Origin of the sequence: Pararhizobium sp., from assembly GCF_965279435.1 — a bacterium.
Lineage (GTDB): Bacteria > Pseudomonadota > Alphaproteobacteria > Rhizobiales > Rhizobiaceae > Pararhizobium.
On sequence record NZ_CBDIHY010000003.1, the window covers coordinates 2,590,668 to 2,611,356 of the forward strand.

The following is a 20,689-nucleotide window of genomic DNA, read 5'->3' on the forward strand; positions in this document are numbered from 1 at the left end:
GTTGTATCGGCATCCGGATAACCGCCACGACAGATGATCCTTGCCGTTTCGCTATCGGACCGTACGGCGTTTGCTGCTTATGTCTTATCCCCAATATCATCCTTTGAAACCATCCCGGGCGTGCCTGCCTTTTAGAACAATTTAACCATCCCGGCGGTAATATTCTCGCAAGCAGGACGACCGTGTGATCAACCATGCGAGGCGCGCGGGCCAGCCCGTAGAATGCTTGACCGGCAGTGAAAGCCGCCCGGTTCAGAGATAGTTTTCGTCCGGTTTCGTACCTTCAGTCCCGGCCGAAGACTTAAACGCCCAGGATCAGCGATGATCCTGGGCGTTTCTGTTTGTCCGTATGCCGATCAAAAAGAAAGGAGCCCCGCCGGGGCGGAACTCCTCTTTGCTGACCGAAATCCGGCCGGCTTAAAGAAAGAAATCGTCGGCATACATCTTGGTGACGCCGTTCATCTTGATCTGGAAGTCGGCACGGCCATCGCCATCGGTATCGCCGGAGATGATGCCGTTTTTGAACTGCAGCTGACCTGCGGTGCCGTTGAACGAAGCGCCGCCGATAAATTTGAAGCTCTGGTTTCCACCACTCAATTCATTGGCATCGATCGACCTCAGATCGACAACGTCGTTTTCCGATGCACGGAAATCACTGATGACATCGCGCCTGCTGCCTACGGCCGAATCACTGGCAAAGTCGAAATCGAAGACGTCGGCGCCCGCGCCGCCGCTGAGGAAATCGAAGCCGGAACCGCCAAGAAGGTAGTCAGCGCCGGAGCCGCCGATCAAGTCGTCATCGCCCGCACCACCGACCAGGTCGTCGTCGCCGTTGCCGCCGTAGAGATCGTCATTGCCAGCGCCGCCATAAAGGTCATCGTTGCCGCCGAGGCCATAGAGTTTGTCATTGCCGCCAAGGCCCTGCAGGATATTGCGGCCTTCGCTGCCGGTAATGTTGTCATGGCCCTTGTTGGTGCCAATGGCATTTTCGATACTGATCAGCGTTTCCTTGTGGCCGCTCATCGTGGAGGCCCACTGCTTGCCGAGATTGATATCGACGCCCTTGCCACGCTGCGAATTGTAGTTGTCCTGCAGCTGGTAGCTGATCGTGTCGGTGCCACTGCCGCCGTTGAAATAGTTGTCAGCGCCCCACGACAGGAAGGTGTCGTTGCCGGCATCACCGTAATATTTGCTGACTTCCGTATCGACTTCGAAGCGATCATTGCCGTTGCCGCCGGAAACGACGTCATAGTCGTTGCTGTCGCCTGCCCGGATATCGGCGATGTAGACATCGTTGCCGTCACCGAGGAAAATGTCGTTGCCGCCTTCGAAATAGTTGACGACCTTGTCGTTGCCGGTGCCGGCGTTCACATAGTTGTCGCCGCCATAGCTGCTGGTGACGTTGAGGTAGATGGTGTCATTGCCGCCATAGCCATAAATTTCAACGGGGCGTCCGCTGTAGTCGCCCTGGACAATGTAATTGCTACCATTGGTGCCATCGATAATGAGTCTTGCCATGGAAACGCGGTCCTCCCGGTGATTTGCGGTTGTATGTTTCGACGCAGATCATGCCGCTGAGAAGGTGAACGACAGCTGAACCAATTGCGGCGTTTTGGTGATTTCAAAAAGGCTTTTTGTCAGTAGTCAGTGACATCGACACTGACAATCTTGCCCTGCCCGTTAAAAGTGATCGTTTCCTCACCCTGGCGGACAAGCGGATCTCCGGTTGTGGCGCTGGTGGCGCGAAGGCTCCAGACGGCCCGGGCGGCGAGCGGTGAGATTTTTTCGATCAGGCTGTTTTCAGCCACCTGGTCGGGATATTCGGCAAAATAGCGCCGGAATGCTGCCAGGATATCGGCGCGGCCCTTCAGGCCTCCGACCTTGCCGGAGATGTAAGTTGCGTCATCGGCAAAGAAGTCGTCGATGGTCGCAAAATCAAGCGCTTCGATTGCGGCATGGAAGCGTGCGGCGGCAGCGACGGGATCAACAGAAAGGATGCTCATGGTCATACTGCCACTCCATATGAGATAAGGTCGGACTGCAGCGTCTGCGGATCGGTAAAGTGAACGGCCTGCCATCCGGCCGCGCGCGCGCCTTCGACATTGGGCATGCTGTCGTCGATGAACAGTGTTGCTGCCGGAGTGAGCCCGAAGGATTTGGCATGGGTCTGGTAGATCGCCACGTCCGGCTTGATCAGTTGGATGTCGCCCGACACAGTCACGCCGCGGGGCAGGGTGAGAAACGGAAACAGTTTTTGCGCTTCCTTGAATGTGTCGGAGGCAAAATTGGTCAGCATGGTGACGTCATAGCCCTTGGCGATCAGGCTTTCCATGATCGAGACGCTTTCGACATAGGCGTGCGGCACCATCTCGTGCCAGTATTTGCGGAAAGCGCGGATGCTGTCGGTGTGATCAGGATGCTCGGCGATCAAAAGCTCTTCGGCCTCGCGCCAGCCGCGGCCGCGATCCTGCTCGATGTTCCAGTCATGGGTGCAGACATTGGCGAAGAACCACTTGCGTTCGGCATCGTCGGGAATGATTCGGGAAAACGGGATATGCGGATCGTAATGGATCAGCACCCTGCCGATGTCGAAGACGATGTGACGGATTTCGACGCTGCTCATCAGGCGTTCCTTACGTTTTTCTGACTGGCCGTGCCGCTTCCGAAAGCATCCGGTATGGCTTGGGCGATTGCTTTTTTCATCACGGTCGGCAGAGCCTGGGCCTCGAGCGAGGCGCGCGGTTCCCACCAGCCGTTTCCTGTTTTGTTCTCATTGGTGACCTTGGCCCGATAGATCGACAAGCGCAACTCAAAATGCGTAAAAACATGTGTGATTATTCCGCAGGGTTCCCACGGCGCGGCAAAAGGCTGGGCGGAAATTGTGTTGTCGCCGTCGATGCGCGAGGTCCATGGCGTACCCGGCACTTCCGTCATGCCGCCGAGCAACCCGGTTTCTCCACGCTTCTGCAGGTAGACCGCCCCATCGATGCCGCTGGCAACGAAAGCGGCGCCAAGCCGCAGCGGTTTTTCCTTTTTCGGCGCCTTGCGCGGAAAGGTTTCCGGATCTGCCCTCTTCAAGGCCAGACAGTCGCCGTTCAGGGGACAGAGCGCGCAGGCAGGCCGTTTCGGGGTGCAGATCGTCGCGCCAAGATCCATCATCCCCTGCGCAAAATCGCCCGGCCGGTCCGCCGGTGTCATGTCCCTCACCAGCGCTCGCATTTGCGGCTTGGCGGAAGGTAGCGGCGTTTCGATTGCGTGCAGCCGCGAAATCACCCGCTCGACATTGCCGTCGAGCACTGCACTTTGGCGATTGAAGGCGATGGCGGAGACGGCGGCGGCGGTATAATCACCGATCCCGGGCAGCGCCTTCAGTGCGTCTTCGGTATCGGGAAAGACACCGGAATGCTGGCGCGCGACGGCCTCGGCGCATTTCTTCAGGTTTCTCGCGCGGGCATAGTAGCCAAGACCCGCCCAGGCCTTCATCACTTCCTCGGTATCGGCAGACGCAAGGTCGGTCACCTTTGGCCACAGCGTTAGGAATTTTTGGAAATACGGTTTGACCGCCTGCACGGTGGTCTGCTGCAGCATCACTTCCGACAGCCAGACGTGATAGGGGTCTGCGACCACGCCATCGCGTGCCATCGGCGGCGAGATCCGCCAGGGCAGATCGCGATGATGCCGGTCGTACCAGGAAAGAAGCCGTTTGGCCGCATCGGCCGCACTGGCCATTTTCATTATCTGCTGCATCATTTGCCGGAAGGTTGGTTGGGTCCTATACTTGGCGAACTGTTCGCCATCCTTCAAGGCGGAATCGCAACCCGAAAGATATCTGTTGAAACAACCTTATACCCGCAAGGGCGGCCGTCAGATCAGCGAGATCGCCAATGGCATGATCGATCCGGTGCTTGCCAAGCGGGCCGGTATCAACACGCTGCTGCTCGGTTCCTGGGACGAAATTGCCGGCGAGGACTTTGCCGATTGCACCCGGCCGGAAAAGATCGCCTGGCCGCGCCGCGCCTCGGAGATGACCGGTGAGGGCGGTTACCAGCCCGGTGTGCTCACCATTGCCTGCGAAGGTGCTCGCGCCCTGTTCCTGACCCATGCGCAGGGCGAACTGATCCAGCGGATCAACGGTTTCTTCGGTTTTCCAGCGATCAACCAGATGCGCATCGTGCAGAAACCGGTCTCTGCCCCGCCAAAACCCTATCGTAAACCGAGACCCTTGACCGGTGAGCGTGCCCGGCATCTGGAGACGCTGGTCGATGGTATCGAGAATGATGCCCTGAAGGCGGCGCTGACCCGGCTTGGCACAGCCGTGCTTGCACCGGGAAAAAAATCACCGTGACCATCAGCCGGTCACAATTGTTTGAACGTTGGTGAGCAACAGCCCCTTGTCGCCTTGAACAAGGCAAGTTATCGAATTTTCGACCGTTTTCGTTCATCCCCTCACATAGGTGAAACCATGTCCCTTTCTGAACTGAGCCCTTTCAAGCGCCTCCTGAGCGGCGTTGCCGTGGCTGCTATCGCTGTGACGCTCGCCGCCTGCAGCGACGAGAAGAAGGACGAGGCTGCAAAAGCGCCTGCGACGGAAAATACCGAAACGGCGGCCAAGACCGAAGTCAAGCCAGTTGACGGCGGCTCGATGATGTCGTCCTCCACGGCGATGAAGCCGGCTGAGGGGGGCTCGATGATGGCTGCCAATACGGCCAAGCCGGTCGATAGCACGACGACATCCTCGACCATGTCTTCGGCTGCAACGCCGGCAACGGCTGAGGCCGGCCAGACGCAGGTGGCCCAGGCCGCAGCGCCCGCAGCCAAGGTCGAAGTTCCGCAGTCGGAAGGCGAAGTCGATATTGCCAAGCTGATGGCGCCTGGCCCGCTGCCGGAAATGTCGATCGGCAAGGCCGACGCCAAGGTGACGATCGTCGAATACATGTCGATGACCTGCCCGCATTGCGCCCGTTTCCACAACGAAACCTATGACGCCATCAAGGCGAAGTATGTCGATAGCGGCCAGGTTCGCTTCGTTGTGCGCGAATTCCCGTTCGATCCGCGTGCGGCTGCCGCCTTCATGCTGGCGCGCTGCGCCCCGGAAGGCCAGTATTTCCCGATGATCTCCATGCTGTTCAAGCAGCAGGAACAGTGGGCTGCCGCACCGAATGGCCGCGATGCACTGTTGCAGATGTCGAAACTGGCCGGTTTTACACAGGAGAGCTTCGAGGCCTGCTTGACGAACCAGAAACTTCTGGATGATGTGCAGGCAACGATGCAGAAGGGTGACAAGGATTTTGGCGTCAAGGCCACCCCAACCTTCTTCGTCAATGGCAAGAAGTATTCCGGAGAAATGTCGGTTGACACCATGTCGGCCCTTATCGACTCAATGCTCTGATCCCCAGCGTTTTAACAAAACGACCAGCGGGCGCCTCAGTGCGCCCGTTTTTCTTTCTTTCTTCTCCCCCGCGGGGAGAAGTGCCGAGCATCGCGAGGCGATGAGGGGGAACCCCGGGCGCGGATCCACCCCCTCATCCGGCCCTTCGGGCCACCTTCTCCCCGCTGGGGAGAAGAAGGGGCACACGGCATGAAATTCACCAAACTCCGCCTTCTCGGCTTCAAGTCTTTCGTCGAACCCTCCGAATTCGTCATCGAGCGCGGGCTGACGGGCGTTGTCGGGCCGAACGGGTGTGGCAAGTCCAATCTGGTCGAAGCGCTGCGCTGGGTGATGGGGGAGAATTCCTACAAGAACATGCGGGCGTCCGGCATGGACGACGTGATCTTTTCCGGTTCCGGCAATCGTCCCGCCCGCAACACCGCCGAAGTCGGGCTCTATCTCGACAATACCGATCGCACAGCGCCGGCCGCCTTCAACGATAGCGACGAAATCCAGGTGACGCGGCGGATCGAGCGGGAGAACGGTTCGGTCTACCGGATCAACGGCAAGGAAGCCCGCGCCAAGGATGTGCAGCTACTGTTTGCCGATGCCTCGACCGGCGCGCGTTCGCCGTCGATGGTGGGCCAAGGCCGGATCGGCGAGCTGATTGCCGCCAAGCCTCAGGCACGGCGCCAGCTGCTCGAAGAAGCCGCAGGCATTTCCGGGCTGCATTCGCGCCGCCATGAGGCGGAGCTTCGCCTGAAGGGCGCCGAGACCAATCTCGAGCGGCTGGAGGACGTGACCTCGCAGCTCGAAAGCCAGATCGAGAGCCTGAAGCGGCAGTCGCGTCAGGCCAATCGCTTCAAGATGCTGTCGTCGGATATCCGCCGCCACGAGGCAATGCTTTTGCATATCCGCTGGGTGCAGGCTAAGGAAGCCGAGGGCGAAGCCGATAGCCAGCTGAACCAGGCGACATCGCTGGTGGCCGAAAAGGCGCAAGCGCAGATGGAGGCGGCGAAAGCACAGGCCGTTGCCAGCCTGAAACTGCCGGAATTGCGCGAAGCCGAAGCAAGGGCTGCCGCCGCGCTGCAACGTCTGCAGATCGCCAAGTCGCAGCTCGAGGAGGACGCCGGCCGTATTCTGCGCCGCCGCGACGAGTTGCAGCGCCGCCTGTCTCAGTTGCGCGAGGATATTGTTCGCGAGGAGCGGATGGTCGCCGACAATGCCGCTATTCTGGCGCGACTGGACGAGGAAGAGACAGAGCTTGCCGATATGCTGGCCGAAGCCGGCGAGCGTGCCGAGGAAGCCCGTGAACGGCTTGCCGATGCAAGCGAAAGATTGTCGGAAAGCGAACGGCAGCTTGGTCTGCTGACGGCCGAAAAGGCCGAGGCCCAGGCATCGCGCAACCAGCTTGAAAAGACCATTCGCGATCTTGCCGAGCGGCAGGCGCGCCTGGCCCGCCAGCTGTCTGACCAGAACCGCGATCTCGACGAACTCGACCGGCAGATTAAAACGCTACCGGATCCGGCCGAAAAGCAGGAAGAGGTCGAGGCCGCCGAGTCGGCGCTTGAGCAGGCGGAAAATGCCGTTGCCGACATCGAGGAGGCGCTGGCTGCTGCCCGGCAAGTCGAAGCCGCCGCCCGCCCATCCGTCGATGCAGCCCGCTCAAGGGTCAACGGTATCGAAACCGAGGCCCGCACCATCCGGCGCATGCTGGAGGCCTCCGCCGTTCAGGGCGCTGCCCCGCCTGTCGTCGATGACATGAAGGTCGATCGCGGTTTCGAGACGGCGTTGGGCGCCGCGCTTGGCGAAGATCTGGAGTCCCCGCTGGACCCCGATGCGCCCGCCCATTGGCGTGCGCCCGGCGATGCCTCGGATGATCCGCAATTGCCGGATGGCGCGATATCGCTGACCCAACATGTGCGTGCGCCAAAAACGCTGGATCGTGGCCTGCGCCAGATTGGCATTGTCGAGAATGACGCGACGGCGGAGCGCCTGCTGCCGCTGCTGAAAACCGGACAGCGGCTGGTCACCCGCGACGGTGCCGTCTGGCGCTGGGATGGCCATGTCACGGGCGCCGATGCGCCGAGTGCTGCAGCGCTGAGACTGGCCCAGAAGAACCGTCTCGCCGAACTCGAAGGTGAACTCACGGACGCCCGCGATCAGCTGGCCGCGCGCGAAGCCGAGCTTGCTGCTGCTGCGGCTCGCATTCGTGCCGAGGACGAACGCCTGCGGCTGTCGCGCGAAACCCAGCGCATGGTGGTGCGCAAGCTTGCCGAAGCCCGCGATGCGCTTGCCGCCGCCGAGCGTGCATCCGGCGATCTCGTCCGCCGCCGCGCGGTTCTGGCCGAAACTTCGAGCCAGCTTGCGCTGCAGGTCGAGGAAATTAGCGAGCAGATAGAAGCGGGCCGCGAGGCGCTCGAGGACGCCCCCGACGTTGCCGGGCTGGAGCAAAAACTCAACAGCCAGATGACCACGGTTGCGACAGACCGGGCGCTGGTCGCCGAGGCCCGTGCCATCAACGATGGCCTTGCCCGCGAAAACGAAGCCCGCGAACGCCGCATCCGGGCCATCGCTGCCGAGCGGCAGACCTGGAATACTAGGGCGGCGAGTGCGCAGGAGCATATCGAGACCCTGCGCGAGCGCGAAAGCGAGGCGCGCGAGGAAGCCGAAGAGCTGCTTGAGGCTCCCGACGAATTCGACGAGAAGCGCCGGGCGCTGATGAACGAACTGTCGAAGGCCGAAGAGGCGCGCCGCCAGGCAGCCGATGTCCTGACCGTCGCCGAAACCCGCCAGCGCGACGCCGACCGCATCGCCGTCACCGCCTTGTCGGAACTGGCCGAGACCCGCGAAAAGCGTGGCCGGGCCGAGGAACGGCTTGTTTCCGCCCGCGAGAAACGCCTCGAAGGCGAGGCCCGTATCCGCGAAGTACTGAATTGCGCCCCGCATGAGGTAATGCGGCTCACCGGCCTTGCCGTCGATGCCGAGCTGCCGGACGTCCGCCAGATCGAGCGCGAACTTGACCGCCTGAAGATCGAGCGCGAGCGGCTCGGTGCCGTCAACCTGCGCGCCGAGGAAGAGCAGAAGGAACTGTCCGACAAGCTCGACGCCATGCTGAAGGAGCGCGAGGACATCATCGATGCGATCCGCAAACTGCGCTCGGCGATCCAGAACCTCAACCGCGAAGGCCGCGAACGGCTCTTGGCCGCATTCGACATCGTCAACGTCCAGTTCCAGCGGCTGTTTACCCACCTGTTCGGCGGCGGCACGGCCGAACTGCAGCTGATTGAGAGCGATGATCCGCTCGACGCCGGCCTCGAAATCCTCGCCCGCCCGCCGGGCAAGAAGCCGCAGACGATGACGCTGCTATCGGGCGGCGAGCAGGCGCTGACGGCGATGGCGCTGATCTTTGCGGTGTTTCTCACCAACCCGGCGCCGATCTGCGTGCTCGACGAAGTCGATGCACCGCTCGACGACCATAATGTCGAGCGCTATTGCAACCTGATGGACGAGATGGCCGCCTCGACCGAGACCCGCTTCGTCATCATCACCCACAACCCGATCACCATGGCCCGCATGAACCGCCTGTTCGGCGTCACCATGGCCGAGCAGGGCGTCTCCCAGCTCGTCTCCGTTGACCTGCAGATGGCGGAACAGCTGCGCGAAGCTGTCTAAAAAATTCAGTAAGGATATCTTTCATATCTGGGCGCACACTTTCGACGACAGGCCTGTAAAGGGCTGAGCTGGATTGCCGGAGGGTATGACGCTTGACGGATTTCACGGGCGCAGATGCGTTGATGCTTTTGGGAGCTGTTCCCGTGGCGTCCCTGTGCGTGAATGCGGGCGGCGCCATCGTGTTTGCCAATGAGGCGTTAAGCGCGATGTCCGGCGCAGGCTCTGCTCTGGCGCGGACACCGGTGTCGCGTCTTCTGCCTGAATGGCACGCAGTTTCTAACGTTTCTGCCAAATCCTTCCGCCGTGAAACGCTGCTTTTGCGAGGCGATGGCAGCGTCATACCCGTCGAGCTTTCGGTCGTGCGGTTCAGCGATGCTTTGATCGGCATCGTCATTCGCGATCTCATCGATGAACGCTCGCTGGAATCGATGCGGCTTGAGCTTGAGCGGCAGAATGACGAGGCGCTGCTGGAAGCGAGGGCTGCCCACCGGCGTCTCGGCTTCTTTATCGACATGCTGCCGCAGGCGGCTTGCGTGTTCGATGCGCAGGATCGTTACATCCTCTGGAACGAGAAATACGCAGCGCTCTATCCGGAAATCGCCGGTCATCTGCGCCCCGGCATGCCCTTCCGCGAGATTCTCGAAATCAGCCTGGCCAGTGGCGAAATGCCCGAATTGATCACGGATCCGGAACACTGGATCGAAGAGCGGATGAAGAAGCACAGGCTTCCGGTCTCGCAGGAAGAGCAGATGTTGCGGGATGGTCGCTGGGTGCGCCACGACGACCGCCGCACGCCGGATGGCGGCGCTATCGGCATGCGCATCGATATCACCGATCTCAAGCGCCGCGAGGAATCGTTCCGGCTGCTGTTCGATGCCAATCCTATGCCGATGATGGTCTGCGATGCCGCAACGCTCGATATCGTCGCGGTCAACAGTGCGGCGGTCAGGCTCTACGGTTTCCCCGTCGAGGCGATGCTGCAAAAGAGCGTCACCGACTTTCATGCGGGCGGCGAAGGCGAGCGGCTTGGCACCATGCTGCGCGGGCTTGAGGGGGATTGCGAGGCACGCACCGTCTGGCATCAGAAGGCGGCCGACGGCACCGAACATCATGTGTTGATCTATGTGCGTATCATCAACGAGGGGCCGTCACGGCGGCTGTTACTGACGATCGCCGATGTCAGCGACCGCATCCGCGCCGAAGCGCATGCCACCCACCTTGCCCATCATGATCCGCTGACCGGCCTGCCGAACCGCATGCAGTTTCGCCAGAAGCTTGAATCCGCGCTGGTCAGGGCAGCGCGTGACGGGCAGGAGCTGGCCGTGCATTACCTCGATCTCGACGGCTTCAAGCCGGTCAATGATACCTTCGGCCATGCCGCCGGCGACATGCTGCTCAAGCAGGTGGCCGAGCGGCTGAAATCCGTGCTGCTAAATGGCGATCTGGTGGCACGGCTCGGTGGCGACGAGTTTGCCATTCTGCAGCATGCCTCCGCTGCCAAGGTCGCCGATATCGCCGACAGCTGTATCCTGGCGCTTGGCAAACCCTTTGGCATCGCAGACCGCCAGATCGGTATCAGCGTCAGCATCGGCATTGCGGTGGCGCCCGACAACGGGTTTGACCCCGACGAGCTGATGAGCGCCGCCGATACGGCGCTGTATCAAGCGAAAGCCTCGGGCAAGAGCACCTGGCGCCGCAGCCGCACGGCTGCGTGAGCGCCGTTTTTCTATTTTGTGACAGATTTTATCGTGATTTTGCTGCAATGCAGCAAAATTCCGCCACCGATGCATTTTAAAGCCAAAAAGGATACTGTAGCCTGCGGTGGGAGCCGAATGGGTGGAGAAATGGCATGACAAAGTGGGTTTATACCTTCGGCGGGGGAGAAGCTGAAGGAAATGCGGGCGATCGTGATCTCCTGGGCGGCAAGGGTGCCAATCTGGCGGAGATGTGCAATCTCGGTTTGCCGGTTCCGCCCGGCCTGACGATCATCACCGAGGCCTGCGGCAAATATTATGCCGATGGCCGCAGCATTCCCGACGAGTTGAAGGCTCAGGTCTCGGCCGGCATCGACAAGATGCAGGCGATCACCGGCCGCGTGTTCGGCGATACCGAGCGTCCGCTACTGCTGTCGGTCCGCTCCGGCGCCCGCGCCTCGATGCCGGGCATGATGGATACCGTGCTTAATCTCGGTCTCAATGACGCAACCGTGCAAGCGCTCGGCCATGATGCGGGCGACGCCCGGTTTGCCTGGGACAGCTACCGCCGTTTCATCCAGATGTATGCCGATGTCGTCATGGGGCTCGACCACGAGGTCTTCGAGGAAATCCTCGAGGACGAAAAGGGCCGTCTCGGCCATGAGCAGGATACCGAGCTTTCCGCCGTCGAATGGCAGCAGATCATCTCGCTCTACAAGCGGGTGATCGAGGAAGAACTTGGCGAAGCCTTTCCGCAGGATCCGGAAGTCCAGCTCTGGGGGGCGATCGGTGCCGTCTTTTCCAGCTGGATGAATCCGCGCGCCATCACCTATCGCCACCTGCACAATATCCCCGCCGCTTGGGGCACCGCCGTCAACGTCCAGGCGATGGTGTTCGGTAATCTCGGCAATACGTCCGCCACCGGCGTCGCCTTCACCCGCAATCCCTCCACCGGCGAAAACGAGCTTTACGGCGAATTCCTCGTCAATGCGCAAGGCGAGGATGTCGTGGCCGGTATCCGCACGCCGCAGAACATCACCGAAGCCGCCCGCATCGCGTCGGGTTCCGACAAGCCATCGCTGGAAAAGCTGATGCCGGAAGCGTTTGAAGAATTCCAGGCGATCTGTACCCGGCTGGAAGGCCATTATCGCGACATGCAGGATCTCGAATTCACCATCGAGCGCGGAAAACTCTGGATGCTGCAGACACGGTCGGGCAAGCGCACTGCCAAGGCGGCACTGCGGATCGCCGTCGACATGGCCGAAGCACGTACGATCACCAGGGACCAGGCCGTCACCCGCATCGATCCGGCCTCGCTCGACCAGCTGCTGCACCCGACCATCGACCCGCGCGCCCGCCGCGACATTATCGGCTCCGGCCTGCCGGCCTCGCCGGGCGCTGCGACCGGCGAGATCGTCTTCACCTCCGAAGAGGCGGTGCTGGCCAACAAAGAAGGCCGCAAGGTCATTCTGGTTCGCGTTGAAACCAGCCCTGAGGACATTCACGGCATGCACGCGGCCGAAGGCATTCTCACCTGCCGCGGCGGCATGACCAGCCATGCGGCCGTGGTTGCGCGCGGCATGGGCATCCCTTGCGTCTCCGGCGCCGGCAATCTGCGTGTCGATGCCCGCAACGAACTGTTGATCTGCGCTGGCATGACGCTGACCAAAGGCGACGTGATCACCATCGATGGTTCCTCCGGTCAGGTGCTGAAGGGCGAAATCCCGATGCTACAGCCGGAACTGTCCGGCGACTTCGGCAAAATCATGGCCTGGGCCGATGCCAGCCGCCGCATGACGGTGCGTACCAATGCCGAAACTCCAGCCGACGCGCGGGCTGCCCGCTCCTTTGGCGCCGAAGGCATTGGGCTCTGCCGCACCGAGCATATGTTCTTCGAGGGCGAGCGCATCAATGTCATGCGCGAAATGATCCTGGCTGCCGACGAGGCGGGACGGCGGGTGTCGCTCGCCAAGCTGTTGCCGATGCAGCGCTCCGACTTCACCGAGCTATTTTCGATCATGCACGGTCTGCCGGTCACCATCCGGCTGCTCGATCCGCCGCTGCACGAGTTCCTGCCGAAGACCGACGAGGAGATCGCCGATGTTGCGGCCGTTCTCGGCATGAACCCCGCGGAACTGCGCCAGCGCGTCGATGCGCTGCACGAGTTCAACCCGATGCTCGGCCATCGCGGCTGCCGGCTGGCGATTTCCTATCCGGAAATTTGCGAAATGCAGGCCCGCGCCATCTTTGAAGCCGCCGTCGAGGCCGCCCGAGAAACCGGCGCGCCCGTAGTTCCGGAAATCATGGTGCCGCTGGTCGGCCTCAAATCCGAGCTAGACTATGTGAAGGCCTGCATCGATGCGGTGGCCAGGGAAGTCATTGGCGAAGCCGGCATCGAGATCGAATATCTCGTCGGCACGATGATCGAGCTGCCGCGCGCCGCCCTTCGCGCCCATGTCATCGCCGAAAGCGCCGATTTCTTCTCGTTCGGCACCAACGACCTGACGCAAACCACCTTCGGCATCTCCCGTGATGACGCGGCCCAGTTCCTCAATACCTATATCCAGAAGGGAATCGTCGAGAAGGACCCGTTCGTCTCGCTCGATTTCGACGGTGTCGGCGAACTGATCCAGATCGCTGCCGAACGGGGCCGCCGCACCAAGAACGGCCTGAAACTCGGCATCTGTGGCGAACATGGCGGCGATCCCGCCTCCATCCGTTTCTGCGAGGAAACCGGCCTCGACTACGTCTCCTGCTCCCCCTTCCGCGTGCCGATCGCAAGGCTGGCGGCCGCCCAGGCGGCCATCAACGGCAAGGGGTGAGGAGGTCATTTGCCCGGCGCCGGCAAAGTCTCTGTAGATTTTCCTGGAGTTTATTGAGGTCGGTGGGCGATTTCCTTGCGAAAGGCCCGTGCCGTTACCGGACGATGACCGGCCGGTTCCAGCCCCAGAGCATCGGGTCATTGTCATATCTGAGCGAGCGCGACTCGGCACGGCGGTCGAGGTCGATGCGTTGCAGGCAGGTGGCAAGCGCATCGGTTCCGCGGCGGAAACCGTAGGACAGGCAGGTTGTTTCGTCAGCGGCGCGGCGTTCTTGCGGCGTCAGTGTGGTGCAACCGCCAAGGATTGCGCCAAGCGCGACAAACGACAGGATCTTCCGGATAGACATGCTGAGACCTTGAAACGATTGCAGATTTCAATTTGTCTATCAGATACGTTGCAACACATCCACAAAGGCTTCGGCAAAACTCTTCAGGTCCGCCGTCGTTTCGTCCGGCGTCTCGATGCGGATCGTGTTGCCGCCGGTTTCCAGGCAGGCAAAGATCGTCGCCATGACAGCGCTGCCGTCCCTGGGAATGCGCAGCACCGCGATGCGATCGCAATCGGCGATCAGGCCGGAGGCAGGCAGCTCGAACAGGAGGGCGCCGTCAATGGCGGCGGCAGCTGCACGGACATGGGCGGCGAAGCCGTCCGGGCCGGTGGTGAAGCCATCGAGCGACAGTTCGAGCTCGAGCAGTTCCATGGTCAGATTGATGTCGGACGCCGGCATTCCTGTTTGGGTGGCCGGTGCGGCCATGTCGGATGATAGCATGCTCACTCTCCTTTCAAGCCGCAGGAAGACAGGTCTTCCCGCGTACCTGGAAATTCCGATGTGTGTGCAAACCGGTCCAAAGCTGGATGAACCGGGAAACACGGCAGATCCCCGTCATTAAGACATGATCAAGGAGAATGGCGAATTTGCGGCATGTTAGACGTTGCAGATGTTTGCGCGTTACATGGCCGTGCCTCCACGGTGATCTCGCGAAAACCACTTCACAGCTTTCGCCATCATGCTCTAAACAGGAGAGGTGGTTGCCGTATCAGGCCAAGGGATTGATTCTGCCAGATGATGATCAAGTATGAGCGCCCCACATCTGTTGCCGCCCGCTGGGCGCGCCGGATCGCCCGCTTTGCCTTCGGTCTCTTTATCGGGGCTTTGCTGGCGCATCGTTTCGGCCCACTGGTCACGCCGAATTTCGTCGCGCTGATGGTGTTGTCGGCGGCTCTGGCTGTGGTTGCGGTGGTGCTTGCGATTGCCGGTTTCATCCGCTTCTGGCAGATCGCAGCCGTCGGCGGCATTGCCTCGTTCGTGGCGCTTGTCTATGCGGCAGTCCCGATTGCGGCTGCGGGCTTTGCGCTCAGTGAATATTTCTCCAAGCCGGCGATCTACGATGTGAGTACAGACCCGGTCACGCCGCCGCCGTGGATCAAGTCCCCCAATGCGCCGCAAGGCTGGCTCAAGCGATCGGCCGAGATCACGCCGGCAGACCGGGAGGCGCAGGTGCTTGCCTATCCCGCCCTCACAGGCCGCCGTTACGAGGGCGCGCTCGACCGGGTGTTTCAGGGCGTGAAGACTGTCGCCGAGCAGAGCGGCATCACCATCGTTGCGCAGGAAGGCGTCGAAAATGCCGAGGCCGACCTTGAAGACATGGCCGTAAAACCTTCGGATGCGGCCCCGGCCGATAGCGATCCCGACGACGTGCCGATCCCGCTGCAGCGCCCCGAAGTTGTCACCGGCGAAATGCCGCCAGGCCGGCGCTCCTCCGATATCCTGCTGCAGGGCGAATGGCGCACCCTGATCGTCGGCCTTCGTTTCGATGTGCTGATCCGGCTGCGCGAAGAGGCCGAAACCACTTTTGTCGACATGCGCGTCGCCTCGCGTTACGGCGGCCACGATCTTGGCCTCGGTGCCGATTTCGCCGACCAGTTTTTGCACGCGCTTGATGCGGAATTGCTGGGGATCGCCGGGGATTGATCCCTTGCCGTCAGCTGGATGCCTGAGCAAAGCGACCGGCAATCCACGCGACAAAGGCCAGGGCTTCCGGCGACAGCTGGGCGAAGTCGCGCGCCACCAGAAAATAGGCTCCGTTGGGAATCGACAAATCGAACGGCTGGACGACCCGCCCGGCGTCAAGGTCATCCTGCGCCAGAATGGTATCGACCAGCGCGATCCCATGGCCGCGCATTGCTGCCTGCAGGGCAAGCGCGCAATCGGCAAAGATCGGGCCACGCATCGCCTCAGTGCCGGGCGTCAGTCCGGCTGTCGCAAACCAGCGGGTCCAGACATCACGGTTTTCCTCGTGTAGCAGGGTGTAGGATAAAAGGTCCTGCGGTGTCAGAAGCGGCGGCCCGGTCAGGATTGTTGGCGAGAGGACCGGTATCATCGCGACCTCACACAGTTTGCGGGCCTCGGAACGCGGCCAGGCGGTTGCCTTGGCGCTGTGGCGGATAGCGAGTTCTGTCGCACTGCCGCGAAACTCGACGAGCCGGGCCTCGGATTCGACCGAGACGTCGATCTGCGGATGAAGCGCCCGAAAATCGGCGAGATGCGGCACCAGCCAGCAACTGGCAAATGCCGGTTCGGCATCGATGGTCAAAAGCGCAGGAGCCTTGGATGCCCGGATTTCCTCCAGCCGCGCATCGATGCCATCAAAGGCGGAAGCCAGTGTTTCGAGCAACCGTGCACCCTCAGCGCTCAGGCGCACCTTGCGGTGATGCCGCGTAAACAGTGCCGTTCCCAGAAGCGCTTCCAGTTCGCGCACCTGGCGGCTGATGGCGGCCTGCGAGACGAACAGTTCGTCCGCCGCCAGCGTAAAGCTCTCCAACCTTCCCGCCGCCTCGAAACTGCGCAGGGCGGTCAGTGGTAAACGTCCGCGCTTCATTTGCATAACCTCAAGTCATTCGAAGATGACAATAAGCTCGTTTGTCGCCAACCGGCAAGCGGGATCACATTCAGGCATCGATGACTGTGAAAAGGACGATGTCATGAATGCGATCCTGAGGCTTTGGATGGATGTCATCCTGCTCGTAACGCTGCAGAGCAACGCCGGGCGCCTGACATTCCTTGACGGCAGCGCCGAACGGTTCAGCCGGAGACCGGACGAAGCCAGCCGGTGTAACGAACAATCAGGCCGGTCAGCGGACTGGTGATTTCGACATGAAACCGGAAGGTGCCGTCCCGTTCCTCCTCAAAGGTCTCGCCGCCGGGCGCCAGAAACAGCGGCAGCGGCAGACCAAAAAGACGCCAGCCACGGATCACCAGCCGCAAGCGGCCGTTGTCGGGCACCAGCGCGATCAGCACCCGGAACGGCCCGAAATCCTCGGCCAACAGGCAGGCATCACGGCCGGAGGCTGCGGATTGCACGCTGCGAAAGGATTTTATCCCGAACGTGCGGATCCAGGTCTCGCGGCCGCCATCGTATTCGAAACGGACACGCACGGGAATATCGGCATTGTCAGCGGGAAAGCCGATGACCGCAGCCGTCAAGCGGGCCAGCAGGCCGGTGCCGCGCTCGACTTTGGCGCGGCCTTCGACGGTACGGGAGATGGTGCTGTCATGCATCGCGGCCACGGCGGGCGGCAGGTGCGTCCAGGCGCGGCCCAGCAAACGCCGGTAGAGCGGTGCGTCTTCCTGTGACGGGCTGTCATCGCGGATACCGGTACGGATGGCAAACCGCGAAAACAGCGGCTCAAAATCCGCAAGCGTCAGTTCGCCGGCAGCCGGGCGGGCGCCGGACACTGGTTTCCGCCCTGAAAGCCAGTTGCGGATGGTCGCTTCCGCCGCCATCGCCGGAATGAATGGGCCATCGTCGCCTTCGGCCACCAGATGCCAGGATCTCGCCAGCGGCCCGCCATCTTCGGCCCGGCCGGTGATGGCAACGAACATGCCGCCGCGATGTTCGCCGAAGGCGAGCAGGCGCGATGCCCGGTGAAACAGCGAAGCGAACGGCGAAAGCGATGCCAAAAGCCGCAACCGCACCAGCCAGCCACCCAGAGCCAGCAGGCATTGCAAGACCTGTGGCTCGGTTCCGGCGCCGGTGAAGGTGGATTGCAGGCCGGGCAGGGCGTCCGGCAGAAGGGCAAGGTCAGGTGCATCGGCAAGAGCGAACCGGCGGCTGTTCAGCGGAATGCCGCCCGGCGGCGCGATGGTGCGGCGGATGCCGTCCATCAAGCCGTAACCCGTCGCCTGTCGGCCATTGCGCATCAGCGCCACCGGCTTGCCGGCATAGCTCGATACGGCCTTGATGACGTTGAGGCCCATGCGGACTTTTGGCGAGGGGGCGATGCCTGATGTCACCGTGGCGATACTGGCAAATCCCGGTTTCAACGCCTCCAGCGCTGCAAAGGAAAGCGCCGGAAAGCTGCTGCAACCGGAGAGGGCGAAGACACCTTGAGCCTTCGCCATGGCATCGAGACTGGAAACGCCGGTCACGAAGGCAGTCGCATCGGCAAGGTCGAGATAGCAGATACCACGCGCGATGCAGATTTTGACCAGATGGTAGGGATCGGGACCGGCATCCTGAAACGGGCCGGAAGCATCGACGACGAGATCGGGTTTCAATGCGGAAAGCACGGCGTCCGCATCGCCGTTACGATCCATCAAGATGGGCTCGAGCATGGCTTTCGCCTCGACGCTTCCGATGAACGCGTTGGCCTTTTCCAGCGATCGACCGGCAACCAGCAGTATCAGCCTTGGTTCATCGGCCAACAGCCGGACAAGTCTGCCGCCGAATGTGCCATAGCCACCGAGGACAAGAACGCGCAGCCGCTCCGCGCTCATGCGAGAAACCGGGCACGGTGTTCCGGTGTCGGCACGAAGCAGTTGTTGCGGCGGCCGGCGATCCGGTAGCGGTTGCGCGCCACCACTTCGTAGAGCGGATCGCGGATGCGTCTCGGGATCACGCGGAAAACGCACGCCAGCGTCCACGGAAAGCCGAGGCCGGCCGCCATGCGGAACGACCCTTCGGATTTCAGATAGGCGATACCGGCATCGAGCAGGATATTGGTCTCGTAATTGCGGCTGTCGAGACCATAATGACGGTAAAGTGCCTCGCCGAGCGGCGATTGCGCGGTGATGAAGCGATAGCGGCCCTGCCGGTCATGGCGCAGAACGAAATTCACCCATCCCGAGCAGAAGATACATTCGCCATCAAAGACGATGATCGGATGATCGTCGGTAAAATCCGGCACGGACGGATCGTTGCGGTAGCTATAGGCTTGTCTCGGTTGCATCAGCTTGCCCCGCCTGGTGCCAGTCGGAAGGTGCCGGTGAGTGAGGGTGCCCCATCGGTCTCGACCTGTCCGCGCTCGAGCAGGTCCTCCAGATGGGCAAACACCGACAGTGCCGCAGCGCCATGCAGCCTTGGATCGGTGGTGGCGTAGATCACCTTGACCATCTCGGTTATGTGGCTGTCACCGGCCCGCACTCGCTCCAAAACGGCGCGCTCGCGCATCCGCCGGTGGGCGCGCAGGCCACGCAGGAACGCCGCGGGCTCTCTCACCGGGCCGCCGTGGCCGGGCAGATAGAGCCGGTCGTCGCGGCCAAGCAGCTTTTCCAGCGACGCCATGTAATCGGTCATCGATCCATCCGGCGGCGCGACGATCGAGGTCGCCCAGGCCATGACATGATCGGCGGAAAAGACGATGCCGGTCTCGCCGGGATTGCCGAGTGCGAAGGCCGCATGGTTGGCGGTATGGCCGGGTGTGAGAAGCGCCGTCAGCGCCCAGCCATCGCCCGTAACCCTGTCGCCATCGGCCAGCGTTATATCCGGCGCGAAATCCATGTCCGAGCTTTCGGCGAACGGATTGATTTCGCCGGCATGCAGCAGCCGTGCCGCTCGATGCGGCCCTTCAGCCACGATCAGCGCCCCGGTCTCCGCCTTCAGCCGCCGGGCGAGCGGCGAGTGGTCGCGGTGCGTGTGGCTCACCGCAATATGGCTGACCTCACGGCCTTTCAGCGCCGCCATCAGCGCCTGGAAATGCGCCTCGTCCTCCGGCCCCGGATCGATCACCGCAACCGATGTGCCGCCGACGATGTAGCTGTTGGTGCCATGGAAGGTGAAGGGGCCGGGATTGTTGACGGTGATGCGCTGCACCCCGTCGGCCACCGTCACCGCTTCCCCATGGGCGGGCTTGAAGTCGAGGTCGAAATCCGGACCGTCCATGCGCCGTCTCTTCACTTGTACTCGACTTCGATGAACGACATGAACTCCTTGCCGGCATTGACGACATTGTGCTCGACGCCCGCCTCGCGCCGGTAGGCCTGCCCCTTGGCAATATCCACCCGCCGCTCGCCGCCCGGTTCCTCCAGCAGAAACCGGCAATCGGTCATCGGAATGACCACATAGCCCATGCCATGCACATGATGCCCGGTATCGGCCCCCGGCTCGAAATCCCAGCGGGTAATTTTGACCACATCGTCATCGAGAAGAACGGTCGGCTTGGCAGGCGGTCGGGCACGAAAAATGCTCATGAGGGTCTCCGGGTTTTATCAGCTGACCCTAGCCTATAAAGGTGATGACAAAAACGCCTTTCCGGTGTGCGGCTTGCATCTTTTGAGCGCTGGTACCGTCGCCGTTTGTTCTCGCGCACTTGCCCCTCACCCTAGCCCTCTCCCCGCACGCGGGGAGAGGGGACGACAGAGCGTTCCGCATATCCCTTCTCCCAGCTTGCGGGGAGAAGGTGGCCGGCAGGCCGGATGAGGGGCGGTCACCGGTAACGCCGCCTACGCCCTTAGCCTTCCCAACATCACCCCCGCGAAAAATCCACGCAAAACCCAAACTTAGACATTGTCGCAGACGTGCGGCTTTGCTAAACCGGCTCTCGATTTGGCAGGGCAATTTGTTCGCGCCAAACGTTGGGGCGTAGCCAAGTGGTAAGGCACTGGTTTTTGGTACCGGCACCCCTGGTTCGAATCCAGGCGCCCCAGCCACTTTATTTCTCGTTATTTTCAGATCTGTAGATCACATCCAGGGCCACTGGGTATGGCGGCTTGGTGACTGTTCTGCGTGAACATTGAACGGGCTATACCTGACGCTCAGAAAGTTGCAGGAGCTTGCGCGTTGGTTTGGCGGCCGAAAAAGAGAAACTCGCCGATCTTCACCAGCTGGCTGTTCGCTTTTCATCAGGTCCAA

At 61.7% G+C, this 20,689-nt stretch carries 17 protein-coding genes and 1 tRNA gene; 7 read left to right on the forward strand and 11 right to left on the reverse strand.

Going from position 1 to position 20,689, the window contains the following annotated elements; all coding sequences use genetic code 11:
• Positions 1 to 417: 417 nt before the first annotated feature.
• The 4 genes from ACQY8Q_RS18115 to mutY all read right to left on the reverse strand — a co-directional run bounded on the left by ACQY8Q_RS18115 (position 418) and on the right by mutY (position 3,750).
• Positions 418 to 1,518, reverse strand: a complete 1,101-nt coding sequence (locus ACQY8Q_RS18115) for a calcium-binding protein (protein ID WP_428427841.1) — start codon at positions 1,516 to 1,518, stop codon at positions 418 to 420.
• 119 nt (positions 1,519 to 1,637) lie between these two features.
• Positions 1,638 to 2,009: a nuclear transport factor 2 family protein gene (locus ACQY8Q_RS18120; protein ID WP_428427842.1), complete on the reverse strand. Its 372-nt coding sequence runs from the start codon at positions 2,007 to 2,009 to the stop codon at positions 1,638 to 1,640.
• Complete coding sequence (locus ACQY8Q_RS18125) at positions 2,006 to 2,623, reverse strand: HAD family hydrolase (RefSeq protein ID WP_428427843.1); 618 nt, start codon at positions 2,621 to 2,623, stop codon at positions 2,006 to 2,008. The genes ACQY8Q_RS18120 and ACQY8Q_RS18125 overlap by 4 nt, the downstream gene beginning before the upstream one ends.
• Positions 2,623 to 3,750, reverse strand: a complete 1,128-nt coding sequence (gene mutY / locus ACQY8Q_RS18130) for an A/G-specific adenine glycosylase (RefSeq protein WP_428427844.1) — start codon at positions 3,748 to 3,750, stop codon at positions 2,623 to 2,625. Before mutY ends, ACQY8Q_RS18125 begins: the two co-directional genes overlap by 1 nt.
• An 82-nt stretch (positions 3,751 to 3,832) precedes the next feature.
• Between mutY and ACQY8Q_RS18135 the strand changes: the two genes are divergently transcribed.
• The 5 genes from ACQY8Q_RS18135 to ppdK all read left to right on the forward strand — a co-directional run bounded on the left by ACQY8Q_RS18135 (position 3,833) and on the right by ppdK (position 13,559).
• A complete protein-coding gene (locus ACQY8Q_RS18135) occupies positions 3,833 to 4,345 on the forward strand; it encodes a DUF721 domain-containing protein (RefSeq protein WP_428427845.1) in 513 nt (170 codons plus the stop codon).
• Positions 4,346 to 4,462: 117 nt separating this feature from the next.
• On the forward strand, positions 4,463 to 5,389 hold the full coding sequence (locus ACQY8Q_RS18140) for a DsbA family protein (RefSeq protein ID WP_428427846.1): 927 nt from the start codon (positions 4,463 to 4,465) through the stop codon (positions 5,387 to 5,389).
• A gap of 189 nt (positions 5,390 to 5,578) precedes the next feature.
• Complete coding sequence (smc, locus tag ACQY8Q_RS18145) at positions 5,579 to 9,043, forward strand: chromosome segregation protein SMC (RefSeq protein WP_428427847.1); 3,465 nt, start codon at positions 5,579 to 5,581, stop codon at positions 9,041 to 9,043.
• Positions 9,044 to 9,135: 92 nt separating this feature from the next.
• Positions 9,136 to 10,758 (forward strand): diguanylate cyclase domain-containing protein, encoded by a 1,623-nt coding sequence (locus ACQY8Q_RS18150; RefSeq protein ID WP_428427848.1) that lies wholly within the window; start codon positions 9,136 to 9,138, stop codon positions 10,756 to 10,758.
• 134 nt (positions 10,759 to 10,892) lie between these two features.
• Positions 10,893 to 13,559 carry a pyruvate, phosphate dikinase gene (gene ppdK / locus ACQY8Q_RS18155; RefSeq protein ID WP_428427849.1) on the forward strand — a complete coding sequence of 889 codons (2,667 nt, stop codon included), beginning with the start codon at positions 10,893 to 10,895 and terminating at the stop codon, positions 13,557 to 13,559.
• 94 nt (positions 13,560 to 13,653) lie between these two features.
• On the opposite strand, the gene ACQY8Q_RS18160 is transcribed toward ppdK, so the two are convergent.
• Together ACQY8Q_RS18160 and ACQY8Q_RS18165 are read right to left on the reverse strand one after the other, a co-directional pair.
• On the reverse strand, positions 13,654 to 13,905 hold the full coding sequence (locus ACQY8Q_RS18160; RefSeq protein WP_428427850.1) for a hypothetical protein: 252 nt from the start codon (positions 13,903 to 13,905) through the stop codon (positions 13,654 to 13,656).
• A 39-nt stretch (positions 13,906 to 13,944) separates the two neighbouring features.
• A complete protein-coding gene (locus ACQY8Q_RS18165; protein WP_428427851.1) occupies positions 13,945 to 14,328 on the reverse strand; it encodes a hypothetical protein in 384 nt (127 codons plus the stop codon).
• Between the two features lie 294 nt (positions 14,329 to 14,622).
• Here ACQY8Q_RS18165 and ACQY8Q_RS18170 point away from each other — a divergent pair, with 294 nt between their 5' ends.
• On the forward strand, positions 14,623 to 15,531 hold the full coding sequence (locus ACQY8Q_RS18170) for a DUF1499 domain-containing protein (RefSeq protein ID WP_428427852.1): 909 nt from the start codon (positions 14,623 to 14,625) through the stop codon (positions 15,529 to 15,531).
• Positions 15,532 to 15,541: 10 nt separating this feature from the next.
• On the opposite strand, the gene ACQY8Q_RS18175 is transcribed toward ACQY8Q_RS18170, so the two are convergent.
• The 5 genes from ACQY8Q_RS18175 to ACQY8Q_RS18195 form a co-directional block, all read right to left on the reverse strand.
• Positions 15,542 to 16,438 (reverse strand): LysR substrate-binding domain-containing protein, encoded by an 897-nt coding sequence (locus tag ACQY8Q_RS18175; RefSeq protein ID WP_428427853.1) that lies wholly within the window; start codon positions 16,436 to 16,438, stop codon positions 15,542 to 15,544.
• A 203-nt stretch (positions 16,439 to 16,641) separates the two neighbouring features.
• Positions 16,642 to 18,336 carry a DUF4166 domain-containing protein gene (locus ACQY8Q_RS18180; protein ID WP_428427854.1) on the reverse strand — a complete coding sequence of 565 codons (1,695 nt, stop codon included), beginning with the start codon at positions 18,334 to 18,336 and terminating at the stop codon, positions 16,642 to 16,644.
• On the reverse strand, positions 18,333 to 18,788 hold the full coding sequence (locus ACQY8Q_RS18185) for a thiol-disulfide oxidoreductase DCC family protein (protein WP_428427855.1): 456 nt from the start codon (positions 18,786 to 18,788) through the stop codon (positions 18,333 to 18,335). Before ACQY8Q_RS18185 ends, ACQY8Q_RS18180 begins: the two co-directional genes overlap by 4 nt.
• The gene (locus ACQY8Q_RS18190; protein WP_428427856.1) at positions 18,788 to 19,720 is read right to left on the reverse strand and encodes an MBL fold metallo-hydrolase; all 933 of its coding nucleotides are present in this window, start codon (positions 19,718 to 19,720) and stop codon (positions 18,788 to 18,790) included. The genes ACQY8Q_RS18185 and ACQY8Q_RS18190 overlap by 1 nt, the downstream gene beginning before the upstream one ends.
• 11 nt (positions 19,721 to 19,731) lie before the next feature.
• Positions 19,732 to 20,028, reverse strand: a complete 297-nt coding sequence (locus ACQY8Q_RS18195) for a cupin domain-containing protein (RefSeq protein ID WP_428427857.1) — start codon at positions 20,026 to 20,028, stop codon at positions 19,732 to 19,734.
• Positions 20,029 to 20,413: 385 nt separating this feature from the next.
• On the opposite strand from ACQY8Q_RS18195, the gene ACQY8Q_RS18200 reads away from it, so the two are divergent.
• Positions 20,414 to 20,487 (forward strand) — tRNA-Gln (locus ACQY8Q_RS18200).
• Positions 20,488 to 20,689: the final 202 nt, after the last annotated feature.